This is a genomic window from Rhizobium sp. BE258, from assembly GCF_031457345.1.
Classification (GTDB): Bacteria; Pseudomonadota; Alphaproteobacteria; order Rhizobiales; family Rhizobiaceae; genus Rhizobium.
This window is the reverse complement of the sequence record NZ_JAVDWL010000001.1, coordinates 1,011,746-1,034,532: the sequence shown is the minus strand read 5'-3', so window position 1 is coordinate 1,034,532 and position 22,787 is coordinate 1,011,746. Positions and strand designations below refer to the sequence as shown.

Annotated in this window: 21 protein-coding genes; 17 read left to right on the top strand and 4 right to left on the bottom strand. The window is 61.9% G+C overall.

The genetic code is table 11. The features are described from left to right. Positions 1-140: 140 nt before the first annotated feature. Positions 141-2,192: a pyridoxamine 5'-phosphate oxidase family protein gene (locus J2X43_RS04810; protein WP_112388227.1), complete on the bottom strand. Its 2,052-nt coding sequence runs from the start codon at positions 2,190-2,192 to the stop codon at positions 141-143. A 50-nt stretch (positions 2,193-2,242) separates the two neighbouring features. After that, positions 2,243-2,854 (bottom strand): glutathione S-transferase family protein, encoded by a 612-nt coding sequence (locus tag J2X43_RS04805; protein WP_112388228.1) that lies wholly within the window; start codon positions 2,852-2,854, stop codon positions 2,243-2,245. A 126-nt stretch (positions 2,855-2,980) separates the two neighbouring features. Here J2X43_RS04805 and J2X43_RS04800 point away from each other — a divergent pair, with 126 nt between their 5' ends. From J2X43_RS04800 to J2X43_RS04760, 9 genes are all read left to right on the top strand, one after another. Next, positions 2,981-3,874, top strand: a complete 894-nt coding sequence (locus tag J2X43_RS04800) for a LysR family transcriptional regulator (protein WP_112388229.1) — start codon at positions 2,981-2,983, stop codon at positions 3,872-3,874. Positions 3,875-3,949: 75 nt separating this feature from the next. Next, a complete protein-coding gene (gene pepT / locus J2X43_RS04795) occupies positions 3,950-5,182 on the top strand; it encodes a peptidase T (RefSeq protein ID WP_112388230.1) in 1,233 nt (410 codons plus the stop codon). 193 nt (positions 5,183-5,375) lie between these two features. Continuing rightward, entirely contained in the window at positions 5,376-6,905 is a 1,530-nt protein-coding gene (glpD, locus tag J2X43_RS04790; RefSeq protein ID WP_310291177.1) for a glycerol-3-phosphate dehydrogenase, read from the top strand. Between the two features lie 42 nt (positions 6,906-6,947). Next, positions 6,948-8,027: an ABC transporter ATP-binding protein gene (locus tag J2X43_RS04785; protein WP_112388232.1), complete on the top strand. Its 1,080-nt coding sequence runs from the start codon at positions 6,948-6,950 to the stop codon at positions 8,025-8,027. A 9-nt stretch (positions 8,028-8,036) separates the two neighbouring features. Next, entirely contained in the window at positions 8,037-9,107 is a 1,071-nt protein-coding gene (locus J2X43_RS04780; protein WP_112388233.1) for an ABC transporter ATP-binding protein, read from the top strand. A 3-nt stretch (positions 9,108-9,110) separates the two neighbouring features. Beyond that, positions 9,111-9,977 (top strand): carbohydrate ABC transporter permease, encoded by an 867-nt coding sequence (locus J2X43_RS04775; protein WP_112388234.1) that lies wholly within the window; start codon positions 9,111-9,113, stop codon positions 9,975-9,977. 14 nt (positions 9,978-9,991) lie between these two features. Further along, positions 9,992-10,819 carry a carbohydrate ABC transporter permease gene (locus J2X43_RS04770; RefSeq protein ID WP_112388235.1) on the top strand — a complete coding sequence of 276 codons (828 nt, stop codon included), beginning with the start codon at positions 9,992-9,994 and terminating at the stop codon, positions 10,817-10,819. A 13-nt stretch (positions 10,820-10,832) separates the two neighbouring features. Then, complete coding sequence (locus J2X43_RS04765; protein ID WP_112388236.1) at positions 10,833-11,114, top strand: DUF2160 domain-containing protein; 282 nt, start codon at positions 10,833-10,835, stop codon at positions 11,112-11,114. Between the two features lie 79 nt (positions 11,115-11,193). Next, positions 11,194-12,918, top strand: a complete 1,725-nt coding sequence (locus J2X43_RS04760) for an ABC transporter substrate-binding protein (protein WP_310291172.1) — start codon at positions 11,194-11,196, stop codon at positions 12,916-12,918. A gap of 49 nt (positions 12,919-12,967) precedes the next feature. Here the strand turns inward: J2X43_RS04760 and J2X43_RS04755 are convergent, their stop codons facing one another. Next, entirely contained in the window at positions 12,968-13,603 is a 636-nt protein-coding gene (locus tag J2X43_RS04755; RefSeq protein ID WP_112388238.1) for a GntR family transcriptional regulator, read from the bottom strand. Positions 13,604-13,778: 175 nt separating this feature from the next. Here J2X43_RS04755 and J2X43_RS04750 point away from each other — a divergent pair, with 175 nt between their 5' ends. The 6 genes from J2X43_RS04750 to J2X43_RS04725 all read left to right on the top strand — a co-directional run bounded on the left by J2X43_RS04750 (position 13,779) and on the right by J2X43_RS04725 (position 20,290). Further along, entirely contained in the window at positions 13,779-15,200 is a 1,422-nt protein-coding gene (locus J2X43_RS04750; RefSeq protein WP_112388239.1) for a M20 family metallopeptidase, read from the top strand. After that, positions 15,200-15,919, top strand: coding sequence for an ABC transporter permease (locus J2X43_RS04745; RefSeq protein ID WP_112388990.1), 720 nt, complete (start codon positions 15,200-15,202; stop codon positions 15,917-15,919). The genes J2X43_RS04750 and J2X43_RS04745 overlap by 1 nt, the downstream gene beginning before the upstream one ends. Further along, positions 15,919-16,659 carry an ABC transporter permease gene (locus J2X43_RS04740; RefSeq protein ID WP_112388240.1) on the top strand — a complete coding sequence of 247 codons (741 nt, stop codon included), beginning with the start codon at positions 15,919-15,921 and terminating at the stop codon, positions 16,657-16,659. Before J2X43_RS04745 ends, J2X43_RS04740 begins: the two co-directional genes overlap by 1 nt. Next, complete coding sequence (locus J2X43_RS04735) at positions 16,656-17,429, top strand: ABC transporter ATP-binding protein (protein WP_112388241.1); 774 nt, start codon at positions 16,656-16,658, stop codon at positions 17,427-17,429. Before J2X43_RS04740 ends, J2X43_RS04735 begins: the two co-directional genes overlap by 4 nt. Positions 17,430-17,463: 34 nt before the next feature. Beyond that, entirely contained in the window at positions 17,464-18,321 is an 858-nt protein-coding gene (locus J2X43_RS04730; RefSeq protein WP_112388242.1) for a transporter substrate-binding domain-containing protein, read from the top strand. A gap of 247 nt (positions 18,322-18,568) precedes the next feature. After that, on the top strand, positions 18,569-20,290 hold the full coding sequence (locus tag J2X43_RS04725; RefSeq protein WP_112388243.1) for an ABC transporter ATP-binding protein: 1,722 nt from the start codon (positions 18,569-18,571) through the stop codon (positions 20,288-20,290). An 18-nt stretch (positions 20,291-20,308) separates the two neighbouring features. Here the strand turns inward: J2X43_RS04725 and J2X43_RS04720 are convergent, their stop codons facing one another. Then, positions 20,309-21,223 carry an AraC family transcriptional regulator gene (locus J2X43_RS04720; RefSeq protein WP_112388244.1) on the bottom strand — a complete coding sequence of 305 codons (915 nt, stop codon included), beginning with the start codon at positions 21,221-21,223 and terminating at the stop codon, positions 20,309-20,311. A 116-nt stretch (positions 21,224-21,339) separates the two neighbouring features. On the opposite strand from J2X43_RS04720, the gene J2X43_RS04715 reads away from it, so the two are divergent. Further along, on the top strand, positions 21,340-21,678 hold the full coding sequence (locus J2X43_RS04715) for a carboxymuconolactone decarboxylase family protein (protein ID WP_112388245.1): 339 nt from the start codon (positions 21,340-21,342) through the stop codon (positions 21,676-21,678). A gap of 56 nt (positions 21,679-21,734) precedes the next feature. Next, on the top strand, positions 21,735-22,736 hold the full coding sequence (tehA, locus tag J2X43_RS04710) for a dicarboxylate transporter/tellurite-resistance protein TehA (protein WP_112388246.1): 1,002 nt from the start codon (positions 21,735-21,737) through the stop codon (positions 22,734-22,736). Positions 22,737-22,787: the final 51 nt, after the last annotated feature.

Here is a 22,787-nt window from a genome sequence, read left to right as displayed (position 1 = left end):
CTGTTTGATAGTGGGACAGATTTTCCTATAAGGTGTGCCACTTGGTAAAGAACGCAAAACGAGCATCATATTTCATGGTATAGGCGCCGTTAACGGCTGTATTCAGCCAGTTTTTCCGCCTGTTCGACGCCCATTTTGCATCAGATGTCGAGTAGCAGATCGCCACCTTCTGCAGGCACCGAACAGCAGATCAACGCCTCGCCGCCTTCGACTGGATAGCTGGGCTCCGAGATGTAGCTGACAGCGCCTTTGACGATGCGCGTTCTGCAGTCGCCGCAGTTCCCGGCACGGCAGCCATATGCCGGGGAAAGCCCGCGTGCTTCGGCAAATTCAAGCAGTGAACCATCCCCCGGCTTCCATCGCGCTTCCTTGGCAGACTGCGTGAAGATTACCTTCGCAGGCGTTGTCGCAGCAGGAACCGACGGCGGTGTGTTGGGTTGTCCTGCCAAGGTATCGCGCTTCAGGGCCGAGGGACCGAAGGCTTCGGCATGGATGCGCTCTTCCGCGATGTTCAATCCACGCAAACCATCATGAATCGATTGCATGAAGGCGCCGGGGCCGCAGAGATAGAAGTCATAGTCGCCGAATGGCAGATGCGCCTTCAGGAGATTCATGTCGATGCGGCCCGCCGCATCGTAATTTCCCGCATCTTCGGCAGCCGGGGAACTCAGCACTCGGATATCGTGGACCGAGCCATTTGCGCGCTCGACCAGCCCGGCAATTTCCTGATCGAAGGCGCGCTCGCCCACTGTGCGTGACGACCGGAACAGCCAGATCGGCCGGCGGTGACGTGTGCGGTCGCCTTCATGAACCACATGGCGTAGCATCGATAGCATGGGCGTGATGCCGATGCCGGCGGCCAGCAGAACCGCGGGCCGCTTGCGCTCCATCGCCTCGATGGTGAAGGCACCGCCAGGCGCACGTGCCTCGATCTCGTCGCCAGGCTGCATCCGGTGCAGCAGGTTCGATGCCTTGCCCTCCCGCTTGACGCTCAGCCGGTAGTGGCCGTCCGATGGCGCGCTCGATATCGTATAGCTCCGGCGGATATGCTGATCGCCGTCGGCGATGCGGATCGGCAGGTGCTGACCCGCAAGATGCGGGATGAGCGCCTCGCCATCGACGGGTGCCAGTGTCAGCGAACGGATCGTCTCGCTCTCATCGACAGCCTTCTCGATGCGGAAACGCCGCCAGTTGTTGGCCCTTTCGGCGGCCTGCAGGCGGCGCTCCGCCTGCGCCCAGCTGCCGGTCATCAGGCTGCTCGGAGAGAAGCCGTTTTCGGCAAAGGTCCAGCGCAGCGGCAAGGCCTCCGGCCGCAGCACGATCTTCTCCGGTGTGAAGCGCCAGAGGCGCTCGGCACCATCGAACGCTGCGATCTCCGGCGAATCCAGGACGACCTCGACCGCTCCCGTCAACTGCAGCAGGCCGCCGCTTTCGTGATCGACGAACACCAGCCCTGCACGCGGGTTGATCATGAAATTGCCAAGTGTGCTGAAGAACAGGTTGCCGTTGAAATCCGGCACGGTCAGGCTGCCATCGGCATTGATGCGAACGAAGCTCGGCTTGCCGCCGCGGTGGGAAACGTCCACTTCCCGGCCCGCACCGCGATCGGCATAAGAGGCGACGAAGAACGTATCGGCTTCCTCGATGATCTTCCGTGCCTCGCCTTCCAGCCGGTCCGAGACGATTGCCGCGGGAGTGGAGCTTGCAGCCGGATCACGGATGAACGCAAACTGGCGGTTCTGGATATAGCGCGGGCAGTTGCCGAAGCTCTGGCCGACGGTGACGGAAAAGCGGTCATCTGCGCTGCGGCTGACCGTGCCGTTCAGCCGGTTTCTGCGGCGGGTGATCAGATCGACACCAACCATACCGATCGGATCGCCGTCCTCCATGCCGCGCTCGGCCGGATCACTACGATCACGCGCCGCCTCGACATCGAGCGTCAGCGGGTCCGGAGAATGCAGGAAACCGGGCTGCCCGGCGCGGATCGTCGCCCAAGGGGCGCCATCCGGATCGACCGCGCCGATGACGATGAACGGCAGCAGCGGGTAGAACTCGCGATGCTGGTCGAGCAGATAGGTGCGCAGCACCTTGCGGCCGACAGGATCCATCTGCTCGGCCATCCCGACGCTGCGCTGCAGTTCGAGTTCGCCTTCGTGCCAGGGCGAAGCTGGTATTTCGGCACTATCAAGCATGGGAGCCTCCAATGGAGAAGCGGCCGGATGTCTCCGGCCGCGGTTTGCCGCTAGGCGGCAAGGCCAGCCGCTGTCTTCTGGAACGGCACGAAGCCCGGAAGCGCCTCGATCCGGGCCAGCCAGTGGCGAACCTCGGGATAGGCCGCGAGGTCGACGTTCCCCTCAGGTGCGTTGACGATGTAGCTGTAGAGCGAGACGTCGGCGATCGTCGGCCGGTCGCCGATGATGAAACGATGCGTCTCAAGCTCGGCATTGATCAGCGTCAGAATGCGGTGGGCGCGGGCAATCACTTCCTCGGCGCGGAAATTGGCACCGAAGACGGTGATCAGGCGCGCCGCTGCTGGGCCGTAGGCGATTTCGCCTGCAGCCACCGAAAGCCACTTCTGCACCTTCGCCGCCGTTGCAGCATCATCCGGCAGCCAATCCTTGCGGCCAAGTTTCGTGGCGACATAAACGAGGATGGCGTTGGAATCGCTGACCGCCACGTCGCCATCTTCCAGAACCGGCACCTGGCCGAACGGATTGAGCTTTAGATAGTCAGGCGACTTATGTGCGCCGCCGGGGATATCGACTTCGACAAGCTCAGCCTTGACGCCGAGGAGCGAGAGAAACAGGACGGCGCGGTGCGCGTGGCCGGAAAGCGGGAAGTGGTGGAGTTTCATTGGGGTGCCTTTCGCAGCGGGTTGAAATCCGTTGGTCCGAAGACCTGCGAAGAAACCTAGTGATTTCCGCTTTTCTGTAGTAGATAGCGATCTTGATAGTTATCCTCTCGTTTTTCGGAAGGTCAGATGGATCGTCTTGATGCGATGAGCGTGCTTTTGGCGGTGGTCGAGAATGGCAGCCTGTCGGCGGCCTCGCGCGCCCTGCACTCGCCTCTACCGACTGTCAGCCGCAAGATATCGGAGCTGGAGGCCCATCTCGGCATCCGGCTGATCAGGCGCACCAACCGCCGCATTTCGCTGACCGAAGCAGGCGAAGGCTATGTCAGTGCGGCGCGCGAAATCCTCGGACGCGTCGAGGAGGCGGAACGGCGAGCCACCGGCGAATATCTGGCGCCCAAGGGCGACCTGACGATGACAGCGCCGATCGTATTCGGACGGCTGCACGTCCTGCCTGTCATCACCGATTTCCTGAAAGCCTTCCCTGACATCAACATGCGGCTGGTGATGAGCGACCGGCCGGTCAGCCTGGCCGACGAGCACATCGACGTGGCGCTGCGCATCCGCCACCTCTCGGAAAACAACCTGATTGCGACCCGGCTCGGCACCGTCAGGCGAACGGCCTATGCCAGCCCGGATTATCTGCGGCGGCACGGCACGCCCCTTGATCCGCAGCAGCTTGCCGATCACGCCTGCATTTCCTTCGAAGGGGTCACACCGGCCCAGTTATGGGTCTTTCGCCAGGATGGTCAGGATGTCTCCACGCCGATCCATCCCCGGCTTTCCGTCAACACCGCCGAAGCTGCGGTCGATGCGGCGGTCTCCGGTCTCGGCATCACCCGGACGCTCTCCTACCAGGCAAAACGCGCCGTCGAGGACGGGCTGCTGGTGCCGCTACTGGAAGAATTCGAACAGCCACCCTCCCCCGTCAGTCTCGTGCATCTGTCACAGGGCGTCCTGCCGCTGAAGCTCCGGGCCTTTCTCGACTTTGCCGCGCCGCGGCTTCGCGCTGTCTTGCGATAGGCGCCGAAACGCCGTTCACCTTGGCGCCGTCAGCGGCTATACCGGTCTTTTCGCCACGCCATACCGGATGATCCCATGACCCCCACCGTTCTCGACCGCTTCCTGCGCTACGCCGTCATCGACACCCAGTCAGACCCGGCATCGAAAAGCCAGCCCTCGACCGAGAAGCAGAAGAATCTCGGCCGGGTCCTCGTTGAAGAGCTGCTGGAGATCGGCCTTGCCGACGCGCATCTCGACGAGCACGGCTATGTCTACACGACCATTCCCGCAAACACCGCCAAGACCGTTCCGGTGATCTGCTTCTGCTCGCATATGGACACCGCGCCCGACTTTACCGGGACGAACGTCAAGCCGCAGATCGTCAGGAATTACCAGGGCGGCGATATCAGGCTGACGGGCGATCCGCAGCAGGTGATCCGTGTCGCGGATCATCCCGAGCTGAAGAACCAGATCGGCAACGACATCATCACCACCGACGGAACGACGCTGCTCGGCGCCGACGACAAGGCGGGGCTCGCCGAAATCATGACGGCGGCGAAATTCCTGATCGATAATCCCGATATCAAGCACGGGACGATCAAACTGCTGCTTACACCAGACGAGGAAATCGGCCGCGGCGTCGACAAGGCGGATCTCAAGAAGCTTGGCGCCGAGTTCGCCTACACGGTCGACGGCTCGACGGCCGGCGAAATCGAGGACGAGACCTTTTCCGCCGACGGCGTCGAGATCGTCATCCAGGGCCTCGCCATGCATCCGGGCTTTGCCAAGGGCAAGATGGAGAACGCCATCAAGATCGCCGGCGATATCATCGCCCGGCTGCCGAAAGAGATCGCGCCGGAAACGACCTCAGGGCGCGACGGCTTCATTCACCCGACCGGCGTCAGCGGTTCGATGGAGAAGGCCGAGCTCGGCTTCATCATCCGCGATTTCGTCGATGACGGCCTTGCCGCCAAGGAAGCCCTGCTCGAGGGGATCGTCAAGGATGTCATGAAAGCCTATCCCGGCTCCTCCTACACATTCAGCGTCAAGCACCAGTACCGTAACATGAAGGCCGTGCTCGACCGCAATCCGGAGATCGTCGACCACGCGATCGAGGCGATCAGGCGTGCAGGCATGACCCCGCTGCGCGGCAGCATCCGTGGCGGGACGGACGGTTCGCGGCTTTCCTTCATGGGCCTGCCGACCGCCAACATCTTCGACGGCGGACATGCCTTCCACTCGCCGCTGGAGTGGGTGAGCCTGCAGGATATGGAAAAGGCCGTGGCGACGATCGTCGAAATCGCCAGGATCTGGGAGGAGCGGGCTTGAGCCACCGCATGCGGCGGCAAAGCGAAAGTGCGGTTTTCAGTCATTGCACAGCTGAGCAATGATTTGCCTCTGATCTTCCGGTTTTAGATGCCCGAAACATTCGTTTGACATTCGCTTCGTCTTCACTTCTAGTCTGCGTAGTTTCGGTTTGCCGGGGAGGGTAACCGAGACAAAAGGCACACGGGAGGGGAATGTGGGCCAGGCACTTCACGACCTATTCGTGATCGGCGGCGGTATCAACGGCTGCGGGATCGCCCGGGATGCGGCTGGACGCGGCTATTCGGTGGCGCTGGCCGAGATGAACGACGTCGCCTCCGGCACGTCGTCGGGTGCCACCAAGCTGATCCATGGCGGTCTGCGCTATCTCGAACATTACGAATTCCGCCTGGTGCGTGAATCGCTAATGGAGCGCGAGGTGCTCTGGGCAATGGCCCCGCACATCATCTGGCCGATGCGCTTCGTGCTACCCTATCACAAGGGCGGCATCCGGCCTGCCTGGCTGATCCGTCTCGGGCTGTTCCTCTATGATCACCTCGGTGGCCGCAAGCTGCTGCCGCCGACGGCGACGCTCGACATGCGAACCGATCCGGCCGGCAAGCCGCTGAAGGCGCTGTTTACGAAAGCCTTCGAATATTCCGACGGCTGGGTCGACGACGCCCGCATGGTGGTGCTCAATGCCAGGGATGCCAGCGACCGCGGCGCGCTGATCATGCCGCGCACGAAAGTCGTCTCCGCACGGCGCGAGAATGGCCTCTGGACCATCGAGACGGTCGATACGCTGTCGGGACGCAGTTCAACGCATCAGGCCCGCATGCTGGTCAATGCCGCCGGTCCCTGGGTCGATCATGTGATCCGCGCCGCCTTCGGCGAGAACGAGGCACGCCATGTCCGCCTCGTCCAGGGCAGCCATATCATCGTCCGGAAGAAGTTCGAGGGGCCGAAGGCCTATTTCTTCCAGAACCCCGACAACCGCATCATCTTCGCCATTCCCTATGAGAGCGACTTCACGCTGATCGGCACCACCGACCGCGATTACACCGGCGACCCCAAGGATGTCAGAATCTCCGGCGAAGAGACCACCTATCTCTGCAACGCGGCCTCCGAGTATTTCAAGGAGCCGGTGAAGCCCGAGGATATCGTCTGGACCTATTCGGCGGTTCGCCCGCTGTTCGACGATGGCGCCTCGAAGGCGCAGGAGGCGACCCGCGATTACGTGCTGAAGCTCGAAGGCAAGGACGGGACCGAAGTCAACAACGCACCACTGCTGAACGTCTTCGGCGGCAAGCTCACCACCTACCGGCGTCTGTCGGAACATGCGCTGGATAAGATCGGCGAGGCGATCGGCGTCAAGGGCAGTCCGTGGACGGCCAAGAGCCATCTGCCGGGCGGGGATTTTCCGGTGCAGGGCTATGAGGCGGAGGTTGGCAAGCTGAAGGCTGCCTATCCGTTCCTAACGTCGGCCCATGCCCGCCGGCTGACGCGCCGCTATGGCACCAGGGCCAATGTGCTGCTCGGCAAGGCCGCGTCCACGGCCGATCTCGGCAGGCATTTCGGATCGGATCTCTATGAGGCCGAGGTGCGCTATCTCATGCAGAATGAATGGGCCTTCACCGCCGAGGATGTTCTCTGGCGGAGAACGAAGGCCGGATTGCACATGACGACGGAACAGATGCAGACACTGGAGGAGTACATCGCCGCCCTGCCCGCGCAAATGGCCGGATAGAGCGGCATGTGGTCCCCGTCTTGAGGAGGCACGGGAGCCGGAATGCTGGAACTGCGCAATGCCGCAAAGATGGTCGGCGGTGAGTATCACATTCACCCGACCAACCTGACTTTCGAACGGGGAACGCTGAACGTCCTGCTGGGGCCGACGCTGTCAGGCAAGACGTCGCTGATGCGCCTGATGGCCGGCCTCGACAAGCCGACCAGCGGCTCCGTCTATTTCGACGGCGCCGACGTCACCGGCATGCCGGTGCAGAAGCGCCAGGTGGCGATGGTCTACCAGCAGTTCATCAATTACCCGGCGCTCTCGGTCTATGAGAACATCGCCTCGCCGATGCGCATTGCAGGTCACGACGCCAAGACCATCGACGCCGAGGTGCGCAAGGCGGCCGAGCTGATGAAGCTGACGCCGTATCTCGATCGCACGCCGCTCAATCTCTCCGGTGGCCAGCAGCAGCGCACGGCCCTTGCCCGAGCCCTCGTCAAGAACGCCAGCCTGGTGCTGCTCGACGAGCCGCTCGCCAACCTGGACTACAAGCTGCGCGAAGAACTGCGCGAGGAACTGCCGCGCATCTTCGCCGCCTCGGGCGCGATCTTCGTCTATGCTACGACGGAGCCCTCGGAAGCGCTGCTTCTCGGCGGCAACACGGTTACCCTCAGCGAAGGCCGCGTCACTCAGTTCGGCAAGACGATCGAGGTCTATCGCCGCCCAGCCGATCTGATCACCGCCAAGACCTTCGCCGACCCGCCGCTGAACTTCATCGAGGTGACCAAGCGCGCAGCAAGCTTCCAGCATGCAAGCGGTGCGGAGATACCCGTGCCCCGGCATCTCGCCGGCATGGCGGATGGCGTCGTGACCATCGCCTTCCACCCTCACCATCTGGCGCTTTCGCAGCAGACCGGCGCCTCGCCGAAGCTTTCGGCACGCACGCTGATATCTGAGATCACCGGGTCGGAGAGCTTCGTCCATCTGGATTTCAACGGCGTGCGCTGGGTGATGCTGGCGCATGGCATTCACGACATCGACCCGGACACTGAGGTCGCTGTCTTCCTCGATACCCGCCATCTGATGGCCTTCGGGCCGGGTGGACGAGCGATCGCAACCGGCAACCACGCGGCTTAGGAGGCTCACATGGCACGCATCACGCTCGACCATATCCGCCACGCCTACGGGCCGGATCCGAAATCCGACAAGGATTACGCCCTGAAGGAAGTCGATCACGAATGGACCGATGGCGGCGCCTATGCGCTGCTTGGCCCTTCCGGCTGTGGAAAGACCACGCTTCTCAACATCATATCCGGGCTTCTTCAGCCATCGCATGGACGCATCCTGTTCGACGGCAAGGATGTCACCAACCTGTCGACGCAAGCGCGAAACATCGCCCAGGTATTCCAGTTCCCGGTCATCTACGACACGATGACCGTCTACGACAATCTGGCCTTCCCGCTACGCAACCGCGGCGTCGCCGAGCCCGAAGTCGACAGGCGCGTCCGCGAAATCCTCGAGATGATCGATCTCTCGGACTGGGCGAAGCGCAAGGCGCAGCGTCTGACCGCCGACCAGAAGCAGAAGATCTCGCTCGGCCGCGGCCTCGTTCGCAACGACGTCAACGCCATCCTGTTCGACGAACCGCTGACCGTCATCGATCCGCATATGAAATGGGTGCTGCGCTCGCAGCTGAAACGGCTGCACAAGCAGTTCGGCTTCACCATGGTCTATGTCACCCACGACCAGACCGAGGCGCTGACCTTCGCGGAAAAAGTCGTCGTCATGTATGAGGGCGAGATCGTCCAGATCGGCACGCCGGCCGAACTGTTCGAACGGCCGAGCCACACCTTTGTCGGCTATTTCATCGGCTCGCCGGGCATGAACGTCATGCCGGCCAAAGTTTCCGGAAACGCGGTCAGCGTCGGCGAACAGACCATCAATCTCGACTACGCGCCACGCACTGACGGGGCATCGAAGGTGGAGCTCGGCATCCGCCCCGAATTCGTCAGGCTCGGCCGCGAGGGCATGCCGGTCACGATCTCGAAGGTCGAGGATATCGGCCGTCAGAAGATCGTCCGCGCCCGCTTCGCCGGGCAGCCGCTGGCGATCGTCGTGCCCGAAGATGGGGAAATTCCGGAGGATGCCCGGGTCAATTTCGATCCCGCGGCCATCAGCATCTACGCCAATTCCTGGCGCGTCGGCAGGGAGGCCTGATCCATGGAAAAGACCTTGAACAACAAAGCCTGGTTTCTCGTCCTGCCGGTGCTGGTGCTCGTCGCCTTTTCGGCCGTCATCCCGCTGATGACCGTCGTCAACTATTCGGTTCAGGACACGTTCGGCAACAACGAGTTCTTCTGGGCCGGAACCGACTGGTTCGTGCAGACGCTGGAATCGGATCGGTTTTGGGCGGCGCTGCAGCGCAACCTCGCCTTCTCGCTGATCATTCTGGCGATCGAGATCCCGCTCGGCATCTTCATCGCGCTCAACATGCCGAAGAAGGGGCTCGGCGTCCCGGTCTGCCTGGTGCTGATGTCGCTACCGCTGCTCATTCCGTGGAACGTCGTCGGCACCATCTGGCAGGTCTTCGGCCGCGTCGATATCGGTCTGCTCGGCCATACGCTGGAGGCGATCGGGCTCGATTATAACTACGTCCGTGATCCCGCCGATGCCTGGATCACCGTTATCGTCATGGATGTCTGGCACTGGACGAGCCTCGTCGTGCTGCTCTGCTATGCCGGCCTCGTCTCGATCCCCGACGCCTATTATCAGGCGGCGAAGATCGACGGCGCCTCTCGCTGGTCCGTCTTCCGCTACATCCAGCTGCCGAAGATGAAGCGCGTGCTTCTGATCGCCGTGCTGCTGCGCTTCATGGACAGCTTCATGATCTACACCGAACCCTTTGTCGTGACAGGCGGCGGGCCTGGCAATTCGACGACGTTCCTGTCGATCGATCTTGTGAAGACGGCGGTCGGCCAGTTCGACCTCGGCCCGGCCGCGGCCATGTCGATCATCTACTTCCTGATCATCCTGCTGCTCTCGTGGATCTTCTACACCGTGATGACCAGCAGCGACGAAAACGCCTGAGAAAGGAGAGGACCATGGCTCAGACAATGAAATACAAGCCCGCCGGAAACTTCTCCTGGGTGGTTTCGACGCTCTATATCGTCTTCCTGCTCCTGCCGATCTACTGGCTGGTCAACATGAGCTTCAAGGAGAACTCGGAAATCACCGGGGCCTTCTCGCTCTGGCCGCAGAATCCGACGCTCGCCAACTACGCGGTGATTTTCACCGATCCGTCCTGGTATAACGGCTACATCAACTCGATCATCTATGTGGCCATGAATACGGTGATTTCGGTTCTGGCGGCCCTGCCTGCGGCCTATGCGTTTTCGCGCTACCGGTTCCTCGGCGACAAGCACCTGTTCTTCTGGCTCTTGACCAACCGCATGGCACCGCCCGCAGTTTTTGCCCTGCCCTTCTTCCAGCTCTATTCGGCCTTCGGGCTGATCGACACCCATATCGCCGTGGCGCTGGCGCATTGCCTGTTCAACGTGCCACTGGCGGTCTGGATCCTTGAAGGCTTCATGTCCGGCGTGCCGAAGGAAATCGACGAGACGGCCTATATCGACGGCTATTCCTTCCCCCGCTTCTTCGTGAAGATCTTCATGCCGCTGATCGCCAGCGGCGTCGGGGTCGCGGCCTTCTTCTGCTTCATGTTCTCGTGGGTGGAGCTGCTGCTCGCCCGCACGCTGACCACAACCGCGGCAAAGCCGATCTCGGCGATCATGACGCGAACGGTCTCGGCGGCCGGCATGGACTGGGGTGTGCTTGCGGCGGCCGGGGTGCTGACCATCGTGCCCGGCGCACTCGTCATCTATTTCGTTCGAAACTACATCGCAAAGGGCTTTGCCCTGGGCCGCGTCTGAGGAGGAGACGGAAATGAGCTTTTCCTGGATGGCCTGGACACTGCCGACGGCGCTGTTCTTCCTGACGATCCTCGTGCTGCTCGCAGGCATGAGCGTCTGGGAATATTTCGTGCCGGGGGGCTCTCCGCGCACCGGCCTGCTGCGCTTCGAGACCACGCGCGGCGACCGTCTCTTCATCTCGCTGCTGGGGGCAGCGTTCATTCATCTCGCATGGCTGGGCCTTGTCGGACCCGGCCTGTGGTGGGCTCTTGGCATCTCCGTGATCTACGCGATCGGCGTGTTCCGTTACGTGTGATGCCAAGTTTAGACAGATGGCCGGGGGTACTGGCCGCCTGAAACGTGAAGACTGCAATCGCTAACCCTGGGAGGATATTATGCGACGGCATCTACTTGCGACGACAGCAGGCATTTTGCTGGCAATGACAGGCTCTGCCTATGCCGGGATGGACGAGGCGAAAGCCTTTCTCGACAAGGAAATCGGCGATCTCTCGTCGCTTCCGCGCGCCGACCAAGAAAAGGAAATGCAGTGGTTCATCGATGCGGGCAAGCCTTTTGCCGGCATGGACATCAAGGTCGTTTCCGAAACGCTGACGACCCACGAATATGAATCGAAGGTCCTGGCGCCCGCCTTCACGGCAATCACCGGCATCAAGATCACCCACGACCTGATCGGCGAAGGCGACGTCGTCGAAAAGCTGCAGACGCAGATGCAGTCGGGCGAGAACATCTACGACGCCTACGTCAACGACTCGGACCTGATCGGCACCCATTGGCGCTACCAGCAGGCCCGTTCGCTCACCGACTGGATGGCCAACGAAGGCAAGGACGTTACCAATCCCGGCCTCGACATCGACGACTTTATCGGCACCAAGTTCACGACTGCGCCCGACAAGAAGCTCTATCAGCTTCCCGACCAGCAGTTCGCGAACCTCTACTGGTTCCGCTACGACTGGTTCAACGACGAGAAGAACAAGGCCGACTTCAAGGCGAAGTACGGCTACGATCTCGGCGTTCCGGTCAACTGGTCAGCCTATGAGGACATCGCCGAATTCTTCACCGGCCGCGACATCGGCGGCAAGAAGGTCTTCGGCCATATGGACTACGGCAAGAAGGACCCGTCGCTCGGATGGCGCTTCACCGATGCCTGGCTGTCGATGGCCGGCAATGGTGACAAGGGCCTGCCGAACGGTCTTCCTGTCGACGAATGGGGCATCAAGGTCGACGAGAATTCACGTCCTGTCGGTTCGTGCGTTGCCCGTGGCGGCGACACGAACGGCCCGGCTGCCGTCTATTCGATCCAGAAATATCTGGATTGGCTGAAGGCCTATGCACCGCCGGCAGCACAGGGCATGAACTTCTCCGAATCCGGCCCCGTGCCGGCGCAGGGCGAAGTAGCTCAGCAGATCTTCTGGTATACGGCTTTCACGGCTGACGCCGTCAAGCCAGGCCTGCCTGTCGTCAACGAGGACGGCACGCCGAAATGGCGCATGGCGCCTTCACCGCATGGCGTCTACTGGAAGGACGGCATGAAGCTCGGCTATCAGGATGTCGGTTCCTGGACGCTGATGAAATCGACCCCCGATGACCGCGCCAAGGCCGCATGGCTCTACGCGCAGTTCGTGACGTCGAAGACCGTGGACGTGAAGAAGAGCCATGTCGGCCTCACCTTCATCCGCGAGTCGACCATTCGCGACAAGAGCTTCACGGAGCGCGCTCCGAAGCTCGGCGGCCTGATCGAGTTCTACCGCTCGCCGGCCCGCGTTCAGTGGTCTCCGACCGGCACCAACGTTCCCGATTATCCGAAGCTGGCACAGCTTTGGTGGCAGGCCGTGGGTGACGCTTCTTCCGGCGCCAAGACCGCGCAGGAAGCCATGGACTCGCTTTGCTCCGAGCAGGAAAAGGTGCTCCAACGCCTCGAACGCGCCAAGGTGCAGGGTGATATCGGTCCGAAGCTCGCCGAAGAGCATGATCTTGAGTATTGGAACAAGGATGCCGTCGCCAAGGGCAACCTCGCTCCGCAGTTGAAGATCGAGAACGAGAAGGAAAAGCCGGTGACGGTCAATTACGACGAGCTGGTCAAGAGCTGGCAGTCCAACTGATCATGACCAAAGGCAGGCCGGGAGATACGAGTATCCCGGCCTGTTTGATTCAGCGCTGCAGGATATGCTGGCGGACCAGCGCCTTCAGGCTTTCGACATCCCCGGCCGCAATCGCATCGATCATCTGATGATGCTCGCGGCCGGATTGTTCGACACGGGCGCGGGTGCGCCATTGCGAGACCGGCGCCGAGGAGGTCCTCTGGCGGATTTCGGTAATGAGGTCGACAAGTTCGAGATTGCCGCCGAGCGTCAGCAGCTGGCGATGGAAGGCCAGATTGGCTTCGTAGAGCTCCAGCATCGTTCCATTCAGCACCATCAGGTCGAAATGATCGGCAAGCTTCCGAAGCTTGGCGATCTCGTCTGCCGCAGCATTTGAAACGATCGTTGCCGCGATCGCGGTTTCGAGAATGATGCGGATTTCGCTGACTTCCTGGGCGCGGCGGCCATCCGGCTCATAAACGTGGTAGCCGCGGTTCGGAACGTGCTCGACAAGGCGCTTCTGTGCCAGGCGGTCCAGCGCACGGCGCACTTCGGGGCGCGTGCATTTGTAGCGGCGCTCGAGATCGATCTGCTTCAGCCACGTCCCGGGCAAAAGCACGCCGGCGAGAATGTCCTGCAGGATGAAGTCCGTGACGTCGCGTGCTTCTGCCGCTTCCGGCCCCTCTTCCATCACGACGTCTGCCATTCGCAATCCCCTGTTTTGCATCATCGATAGCACGCCTGTTCCAAATTCTGTAGGCGTGGCAACCGCTTGAGTTTGTCCAAAATTTATTCATGCACATGGATTGCGCAAAGAATTTTTGTAACCTAAATTGGCGCCAATTTTGGATACTATGCGAAACGAAGCCGTTTTGAAAGTCATGAAAAACATCGAAGCCGTTTGGGATATCGTCGAAGCCAAGAGCGCATCCTTCGCTGCGCTCAGTGACCGCATCTGGGATATGCCGGAGACGAATTACGAGGAATACCGCTCGGCCGACGAGCATGCGCGCCAGCTGGAAGCCGAGGGCTTCCGCGTCGAGCGCGGCATTGCCGGGTTGCCGACCGCCGTCATGGGCGAGGCTGGCGAGGGCGGACCCGTGATCGCCATTCTCGGTGAGTTCGATGCACTTCCAGGCCTCAGCCAGGTGGCCGGGCTTGCCGAAAAGCGCGAGGCCGAAGTGAACGGTCACGGCCATGGCTGCGGCCACAACATGCTGGGTGCCGGCTCCATGCTGGCAGCCTCCGCCGTCAAGGATTTCCTTGCTGCGAATGGTCTCAAGGGACGCATCCGCTATTACGGTTGCCCGGCTGAAGAGGGCGGCTCCTCCAAGGGTTTCATGGTTCGCGCCGGCGTCTTCGATGACGTCGATATCGCCATCTGCTGGCATCCGGCAGCCTTTGCCGGCGTCAACAATCCGCTGTCGCTTGCCTGCAACGAGCTAAACTTCCATTTCTCCGGCCGCGCCTCGCACGCTTCGGCCACCCCGCATCTCGGCCGCAGCGCGCTTGACGCCGTCGAGCTGATGAATGTCGGCGTCAACTACATGCGCGAGCATATGCCGTCGAGCGCCCGCATCCATTACGCCGTCACCGATACCGGTGGCTCGGCGCCGAACGTGGTTCAGGCCAAGGCGACCGTCCGTTATCTGGTCCGCGCCCGCAACCTGCCGGAACTTCTATCACTCGTTGCCCGCGTCAAGAAGGTTGCCGAGGGTGCCGCGCTGATGACGGAAACATCGGTGCGCAGCGAAGTGATCAGCGGCGACGCCAATCTGGTTGGCAACGTGCCGCTCGAAGATCTTATGTTTGCCAATCTCCAGCGCCTCGGCCCGCCTGTCTTCGACGATGCCGACCGCGAGACCGCCCGCAAGTTCCAGGCGACGATGAGCCCTGAGGATATCGCCTCGTCCTACGCCCGTTTCGGTCTGAAGCCAAAGAAGGATCAGCCGCTCTGCGAAGAGATCTTCCCGCTCTATGCCGGCGACAGCTCGATCGTCGGTTCCACCGATGTCGGCAGCGTGAGCTGGGTAGTACCAACAGTGCAGATGCGCGGCGCCACCTATGCGATCGGTACGCCCGGTCATTCCTGGCAACTTGTTGCCCAGGGCAAACTTCCGGCTGCCCACAAGGGCACGGAACACGCGGCGAAGGTCATGGCGAGCACCGCCATCGATCTGATCCGCAACCCTGATCTCATCGAGGCGGCCAAGGCGGACCTTAAGGCCCGCCTCGATGGGACGCCGTTCGTCAATCCGATCCCCGACGACGTGCAGCCGCCGCTTCCCGAAAGGTCGGCATGATGAATCAGCCGGGCATCCTAGAGCTCATCAGCTTCGGCCCCGATGGATGGGGCAAGGCGCTGCTTGCAGGCGCGTGGATGACCGTTCTCGTCGCGCTCGCCGGCTATTCGACCGGCGCCGTCATCGGTTCCTTCGGCGCTTGGGCGAAGATATCAGGCGGACGCGGCCTCAGGATCGCTGCCGACACCTACACCACGGTGTTGCGCGGCATTCCCGATCTGCTCGTCATCTACCTCTTCTATTTCGGCGGCAGTGCCGCCGTGACGGCGATCGGCCAGCTCTTCGGGGCCGAAGGCTTTCTCGGGTTTCCGGGCTTCCTCGCCGGCTCGCTCGCCGTTGGCATCACCTCTGGCGCCCAATTCACCGAAGTCTTCCGCGGCGCCTTCAAGGCGGTACATCCCGGTGAGATCGAGGCGGCGATCGCCTGCGGCATGGGCCGCTGGCTGCGTTTCCGCCGCATCATCGCGCCGCTGACCTTGCGCCACGCCCTTCCCGGTCTCGGCAATGTCTGGCAGGTGGTGCTGAAAGAATCCGCCCTCGTCTCGATCACCGGCGTCGCCGAACTCTTGCGCCAGACGCAGATCGCCGCCGGTTCGACCGGCCTGCCCTTCGACTTCTACGTCATTGCCGGTGCAATCTACCTCGTCATTTCCACCGGCTCTGGCCTGTTCCTGAGACGTGCCGAAAAGCACTTCTCGCGCGGCGTGAGGAGAGGCTGATGGACTGGCAATTTCTTTCCGAGACCTTCGTCAACCTGATTTCAGCCATCCCGCTGACGCTCGAACTTGCAGCCACCTCGATCGCACTTGGCGCCGTTCTGGCACTGGCGATCGCGCTCTGCCGCCTGTCCGGCAACAAGGGGCTTGAGTGGTTTGCCCGCGCCTACGTCTTCGTCTTTCGCGGCACGCCGCTGCTCGTCCAGATTTTCCTGCTCTATTACGGTCTCAGCCAGTTTCCAGCCGTCCGCCACAGCATATTCTGGCCGTTCCTGCGCGACCCCTACTGGTGCGCGGTGCTGGCACTGACGATGAATACCGCGGCCTACGCCAGCGAAATCATCCGCGGCGGTCTGCTTTCGGTTCCCTTCGGCCAGATCGAGGCGGCACGCGCCTGCGGGATGCCGCGGCTAATGCAGTTCCGACGCATCGTGCTGCCGCTGGCGATCCGCCAGGCTCTGCCCGGCTACAGCAACGAGATGATCTCGATGGTCAAGGCGACCTCGCTGGCATCGATCATCACGCTGATGGAAGTCACCGGCGTTGCCGCGCGCATCATCTCCGAGAGCTACCGGGCGATCGAGGTCTTCATCGTCGCCGGTGCGATCTATCTGGCGATCAACTTCCTGCTGACGCGCCTCGTCCATCTCGTCGAATACTGGTTGAGCCCGCATCTGCGCCAGCCCGTGCCCTATCATCCGGCAGACGTGTCTGCTCCCGCACTTGAAGGAGAGGCCCGATGACCCCCACCCCTTCCCCGATCGCGCTCAGCGTCAAAAAACTGCACAAGAGCTTCGGCAATGTCGAAGTGCTCAAAGGCATCTCGCTCGACGCGCATGAAGGCGACGTCGTGTCGATCCTCGGCTCGTCAGGCTCTGGAAAATCGACATTCCTGCGCTGCATCAACCTGCTGGAAACGCCGAATTCCGGCGAAGTGACCGTTGCCGGCGAAACAATCCGGATGGTCCCTGACGCCAAGGGCGCAAGCCGCCCGGCCGATCGCAAACAGGTCGATCGCATTCGCTCGCAGCTCGGCATGGTGTTTCAGAGCTTCAATCTCTGGTCCCACAAGACCGTGCTGGAGAATGTCATCGAGGCGCCGGTTCACGTGCAGAGGCGCAATCGCGCCGAATGCATCGAGGAGGCCGAGGCACTGCTTGCCAAGGTCGGCATTGCCGAGAAGCGCAATTTCTATCCGGCCCACCTTTCGGGTGGTCAGCAGCAGCGTGCGGCGATCGCCCGGGCGCTGGCGATGCGTCCGAAAGTGATGTTGTTCGATGAGCCGACATCGGCGCTCGATCCTGAACTGGTCGGCGAAGTTCTCCGCGTCATGCGCGCGCTCGCCGAAGAAGGCCGCACCATGCTGGTCGTAACCCACGAGATGAGCTTCGCCCGCGACGTCTCAAGCCGCGTCGTCTTCCTGCATCAGGGACTCGTCGAAGAAGACGGCAAGCCGCAGGACGTTTTTGCCAATTCACGCTCGGAACGCTTCAAGCAGTTCATCAGCAAGTAATTTCTCAGCCCAAACCAAGAAAAGGGGAGCTACAATGACAATTCTTTCGCGGGTTTTGACTGCGGCCGCCGCGACGGCCGTTCTCGCCACGGCAGGCATCGCCCATGCCGACGACAAGAAGTGGACGACGGTGACGATCGCCACCGAAGGTTCGTTCAAGCCTTACAATTTCACCAAGCCTGATGGCACGCTCGACGGCTACGAGATCGAGCTCACCAAGTATCTTTGCGCCCACATGAAGGTCGAGTGCAAGGTCGTCGTCCAGAACTTCGACGGCATGATCCCGGCACTCAACGCCGGCAAGTTCGACGCCATCATCTCCGGCATGTCGGCGACCGCCAAGCGCGAGGAAGTGATCGCTTTCAGCGATTCCTACGGCTCGACCGGTCAGGCCTTTGCCACCTCGAAGCAGAGCGATCTGGCAAACCTGCCGGAAAAGGGCCAGGTCTTCTCGCTCGCCAGCGATGAGTCCGGCGCCGCCGCCGAAATCGACAAGATCAAGCCTGCGCTGCAGGGCAAGACGATCGGCGTCCAGACAGCCTCCACCGCTGCCGCCTTCGTCGACAAGTACCTCAAGGGCGTCGTCGAAGTCCGCGAATACAAGACCACCGAAGAGCACGATCTCGACCTCAAGGCCGGTCGCGTCGATCTGGTCATGGCTTCGATGGCCTACCTGACGACCGCTTCGCAGAAGCCGGGCAACGAAGACATGACGACGACGGGTCCGCGCTTCCAGGGCGGCTTCCTCGGCCGTGGCAGCTCGGTTGGCCTGCGCAAGGACGACGCCGCACTGAAGGCGATGTTCAACGACGCGATCGCCGCCGCCAAGGCTGACGGCACCATCAAGACGCTGTCGGAAAAGTGGTTCGGCTTCGACGTCACACCGAAGTGAGCCTCTGATCACGGTCATTCTTGAAGCCCGGCGGACAATAGCTCGCCGGGCTTTTCGTTTTCCACCCACAAGCTGTAGTGACTTATACAGCAGCTCATACTATAAGGCTTCAGCGACTCATGAAGGAGGATCGTCCGATGAGAAATTTCGGCACATTTCAACGCTGAGCAGCGGTGCCGATCTGGCGCGTCTGCTTGACCCGCTTCCCATCCAACGATCCTGACAAATATTGCCCCGGAGGGCATTCATGTTTCGTCGCTTCTTTTCCTATTATGGCCGCTACAAGCGGTTGTTCTTCCTCGACTTCGGCTGCGCCGTTCTGGCAGGCCTGCTGGAGCTCGGCTTTCCGCTGGCCGTCAAGCTCTTCGTCGACGAGCTGCTGCCCGGCCGCGACTGGGGACTGATTGCTGCCGTCGCCGCGGCACTGCTCGCCATCTACGCGATCAACACGGCTCTATCGGCCGTGGTCAACTATTGGGGCCATGCGCTCGGCATCTCGATCGAGTCGGATATGCGCCGCCAGGCTTTCGATCACATCCAGAAGCTGTCGTTCCGCTATTTCGACAACAACAAGACCGGCCACCTGATCACCCACGTCACCAAGGACCTCGAAGAGGTCGGCGAGGTCGCGCATCACGGCCCCGAGGACGTGTTCATCGCCATCATGACCTTCATCGGCGCCTTCCTGCTGATGTTCTCGGTCCACTGGAAGCTGGCGCTGATCACCACCGCGATCGTGCCGTTCATGACCTGGCTCGTCAGCCGTTACGGCGCCAAGATGACGGTGACCTGGCGCAATCTGTTCCGCAAGGTCGGTGACTTCAACACCCGCGTCCAGGAAAGCGTCGGCGGTATCCGCGTCGTCAAGGCGTTCGGCAATGAAGGCTACGAAAGCGAGCTCTTTGCCCGCAACAACGAAGGCTACAAGGAAACCAAGCTCAACGCCTATGCCTACATGACCGCAAGCATCGCGCTCAGCTATTTCAGCACGCGCCTGGTGCAGCTGATCATCATGGTGGCCGGCACCTGGTATGTCGTGTCAGGCGAGCTGACCTATGGCGGCTTCGTCGGCTTCCTGCTGTTGGTCAATGTCTTCTTCCACCCGATCGACAAGATCACCTCGGTGCTGGAGATGTATCCGAAGGGCATTGCCGGCTTTAAGCGCTTCATTTCGCTGATCGACACCGAGCCGGATCTCGCCGACCGGCCGAATGCAATGACGGTCAACTCGTTGCGGGGCGACATCGTCTATAACGACGTCTCCTTCGGCTATTCGGACGACGGCAAGGTCTTCGAGCATCTGAACCTGAAGATATCGGCAGGCGAGACCGTCGCTTTTGTCGGCCCCTCGGGTGCGGGAAAGACCACCATCTGCTCGCTGTTGCCGCGCTTCTACGATGTCACGTCGGGCGCCATCACCATCGATGGCATTGATATCCGCGACATGACGCAGGCGTCGCTGCGCAGCCAGATCGGCATCGTCCAGCAGGATGTGTTCCTGTTCGGCTCGACCATCCGCGAGAATATCGCTTACGGCCGTCTTGGCGCGTCCGATGCCGAGATCATGGAGGCCTTGCGCCGCTCGTCGCTGGATGAATTCGTACGCTCCCTACCGTCAGGGCTGGACACGCCGACCGGCGAGCGGGGTGTGAAGCTCTCGGGTGGCCAGAAGCAGCGTTTGGCGATCGCCCGCATCTTCCTGAAGAACCCGCCGATCCTGATCCTTGACGAGGCCACGTCGGCGCTCGACACGGCGACCGAGTATCAGATCCAGCAGGCGCTTTCGGAACTTTCGGAGGGACGCACGACGCTCGTCGTCGCCCACCGTCTGGCCACGATCCGCAATGCCGACCGCATCGTGGTGATGGGGCGCGATGGCATCGACGAGGAAGGCACCCACAAGGAGCTTCTCTCCCGCAACGGTGCCTATGCCCGCCTGCACGACGCCCAGTTCGGCGCCGTCGCCTGAGAAAATGCCCGGCGCGCTTCAGGCCATCTGCTGCCTGAAGCGCGCCGGTGGCACTCCACGCCTTGCCTTGAATGCCTTGCCGAAGGCCGCCTCGGAGTCATAGCCGACCTCCACTGCGATATCGGCGACCGTCCGGCGCGTGCGGATCAAGAGGTCGCTGGCAAGCGTCATACGGAGGTCGGTCAGAAAGCCCGCCACGGTCATTCCCGACGTTTCCTTGAACTGTCTGGCATAAGTGGCGCGTGACATGGCGCTGAGCGACGCCAGCCGCTCGATCGTCCAATCTTCCGCCGGGTTCGCGATCACAGCCTTCAGCGCGCGCGAGAAGCGCGGATTGGCAATCAGCGCCACGAGACCGGCGGTGCCGAGCGCTGCATTGTTTAGCGCCCGCAGCGCCATCGCCAGCAGTGCGAGGCAGATTGCCGTGGCAACCGTCAACGCACCGGCTTCCTGATGCATCGCCTCGTCACGCAGGATTCCGACCAGCAGCTTCAGGGTCTCCTGCGACTGCGCTCCGGCCAGCGAAGCATGAAAGACATCAGGCAGGGTGTCGAGCAGCAGCGATGACAAACCCGCTGCCGCATCGAAATGCCCGCAGAGCAGATCGACATCGGGCGGTCCATCGCCATTCGCCCGCACCGGAAGCATACCGTCATGTGAGACCCTGACGGGCGATGGCCGGGCACCGGTGTCGCGGCCGACAATCAGATGCGCCTCGCCGCGCGGTAGCAGGAGGAAATCTCCTGCCACCATTTCGAAGGTTCGCCGATCAGGTAGCCGCAGACGGCAGCTACCGGAAAGGACGACATGAAACGGGATCACGCCGCGACCGGCCGGTTCGTGGTCGATCGCGAAAGAGCCCTCAAGACGGCAGCGAATGTCCAGGCTGGTGCGCAGCCCGGCAAGGTCGATAAGGCGGCTGAGGATATCCATGAGACGATCACGCTAGAATTTGACTTTCTCAAACATTCATCGGATCGCCTGAAAAGTCCATATTCCATCCCAACAGACAGCGACGGCGCTGCTGAAGATGATGGAAAGGCAAGACCATGTTGAACTGGAAAGAATACCGCAGCCAGCTGATCGCCCGGATCGGCGAATTCGGCAAGACCGTGCCTGAGACGGTGAAGGGTTACCAGACCCTCTCGACGGCCGGGCAGAAGACCAATTATCTTGACGCCAAGCAGCGCGAACTGATCGCGCTCGCCGTTGCGGTGACGGTGCGTTGTGACGGCTGTATTGCCGTCCACACGACGGAAGCCCTGAAGCAGGGTGCGACCAAGGAGGAAATCTCCGAGGCGCTCGGTGTTGCGGTGGCTATCAATGCCGGCGCCGCCATGGTCTATTCGGCCCGCGTCCTCGACGCCGCCGAGGCGATCGCCGGTTAAGTACATTCTGCGACGCGGAAGGCGCGCGCCTTCCGCTCCCCTGTTGAAGCGAGGTCATGGCAATGCAAGCTGCAGACATGCCGGCAAGGGCCGGTTTCCAGATGCCGCGTGTCCCGGCATCCTTCTTCGGCATGGTTCTCGGCATTGCCGGGCTCGGCAACAGTTGGCGGGCGGCGGCCTCGGTCTGGGGCTTGCCCGCCGCGCCGGGCGAGATCCTCAGCCTGCTGGCAGTGGCCGTCTGGCTCGTCGTCAGCGTCCTCTACGGCCTGAAATGGCTGAATGCCCGGAGCGAGGCACTGGCCGAGCTGGAGCATGCCGTTCAATGCTGCTTCGTCGGCCTCGCCGGTGTCGCCACCATGCTGGCTGGCCTCGCTCTCTTGCCCTATTCGCGGGCAGCGACCGAACTCCTCTTCGGTGTCGGCGTCGTCTTCACCTTCGCCTTCGCCCTGTGGCGGACCGGAGGATTGTGGCAGGGCGGCCGTGATGTGACCGCCACGACACCCGTCCTTTATCTGCCGACGGTCGCCGGCTCCTTCGTCTCCGCCATCGTTCTCGGTGCACTCGGACACCATGAGCTCGGCCAGCTTGCCTTCGGCGCCGGCTTCTTCGCCTGGCTGGCGATCGACTCGGTGTTGCTGCATCGCCTGCTGACGGCGCCGGAACTCGCCGTGCAACTGCGCCCGACACTGGGTATCCAGCTCGCCCCTCCGGCGGTCGGCAGTGTCGCCTATCTCAGTGTCAACGGCGGGACGCCCGACATGCTGGTTCATGCGATGCTCGGCTACGCCATCCTGGAGGCGGCTATCCTGCTGCGTCTCCTGCCCTGGATCATGGAGCAGCCCTTCGCTGGTTCCTACTGGGCCTTCACCTTCGGTGCGACCGCCCTTGCCACCGCCACGATCCGCGTTGCCAGCCATAGCGACGACGCGGCGCTCCAAGGTCTGGCCGTGGTAATCTTCATCGCTGTCAATGCCGTGGTCGGCCTGATCGCGATCGGCACGCTCTGGCTGATTGCCCGCGGCAAGCTTCTGCCCGCCACACAGCCAAAGACCAGCTGAAACAGCGAACTGTCGCAGATCTGCGACAGTTCCCCTGAGACATGGAACAGG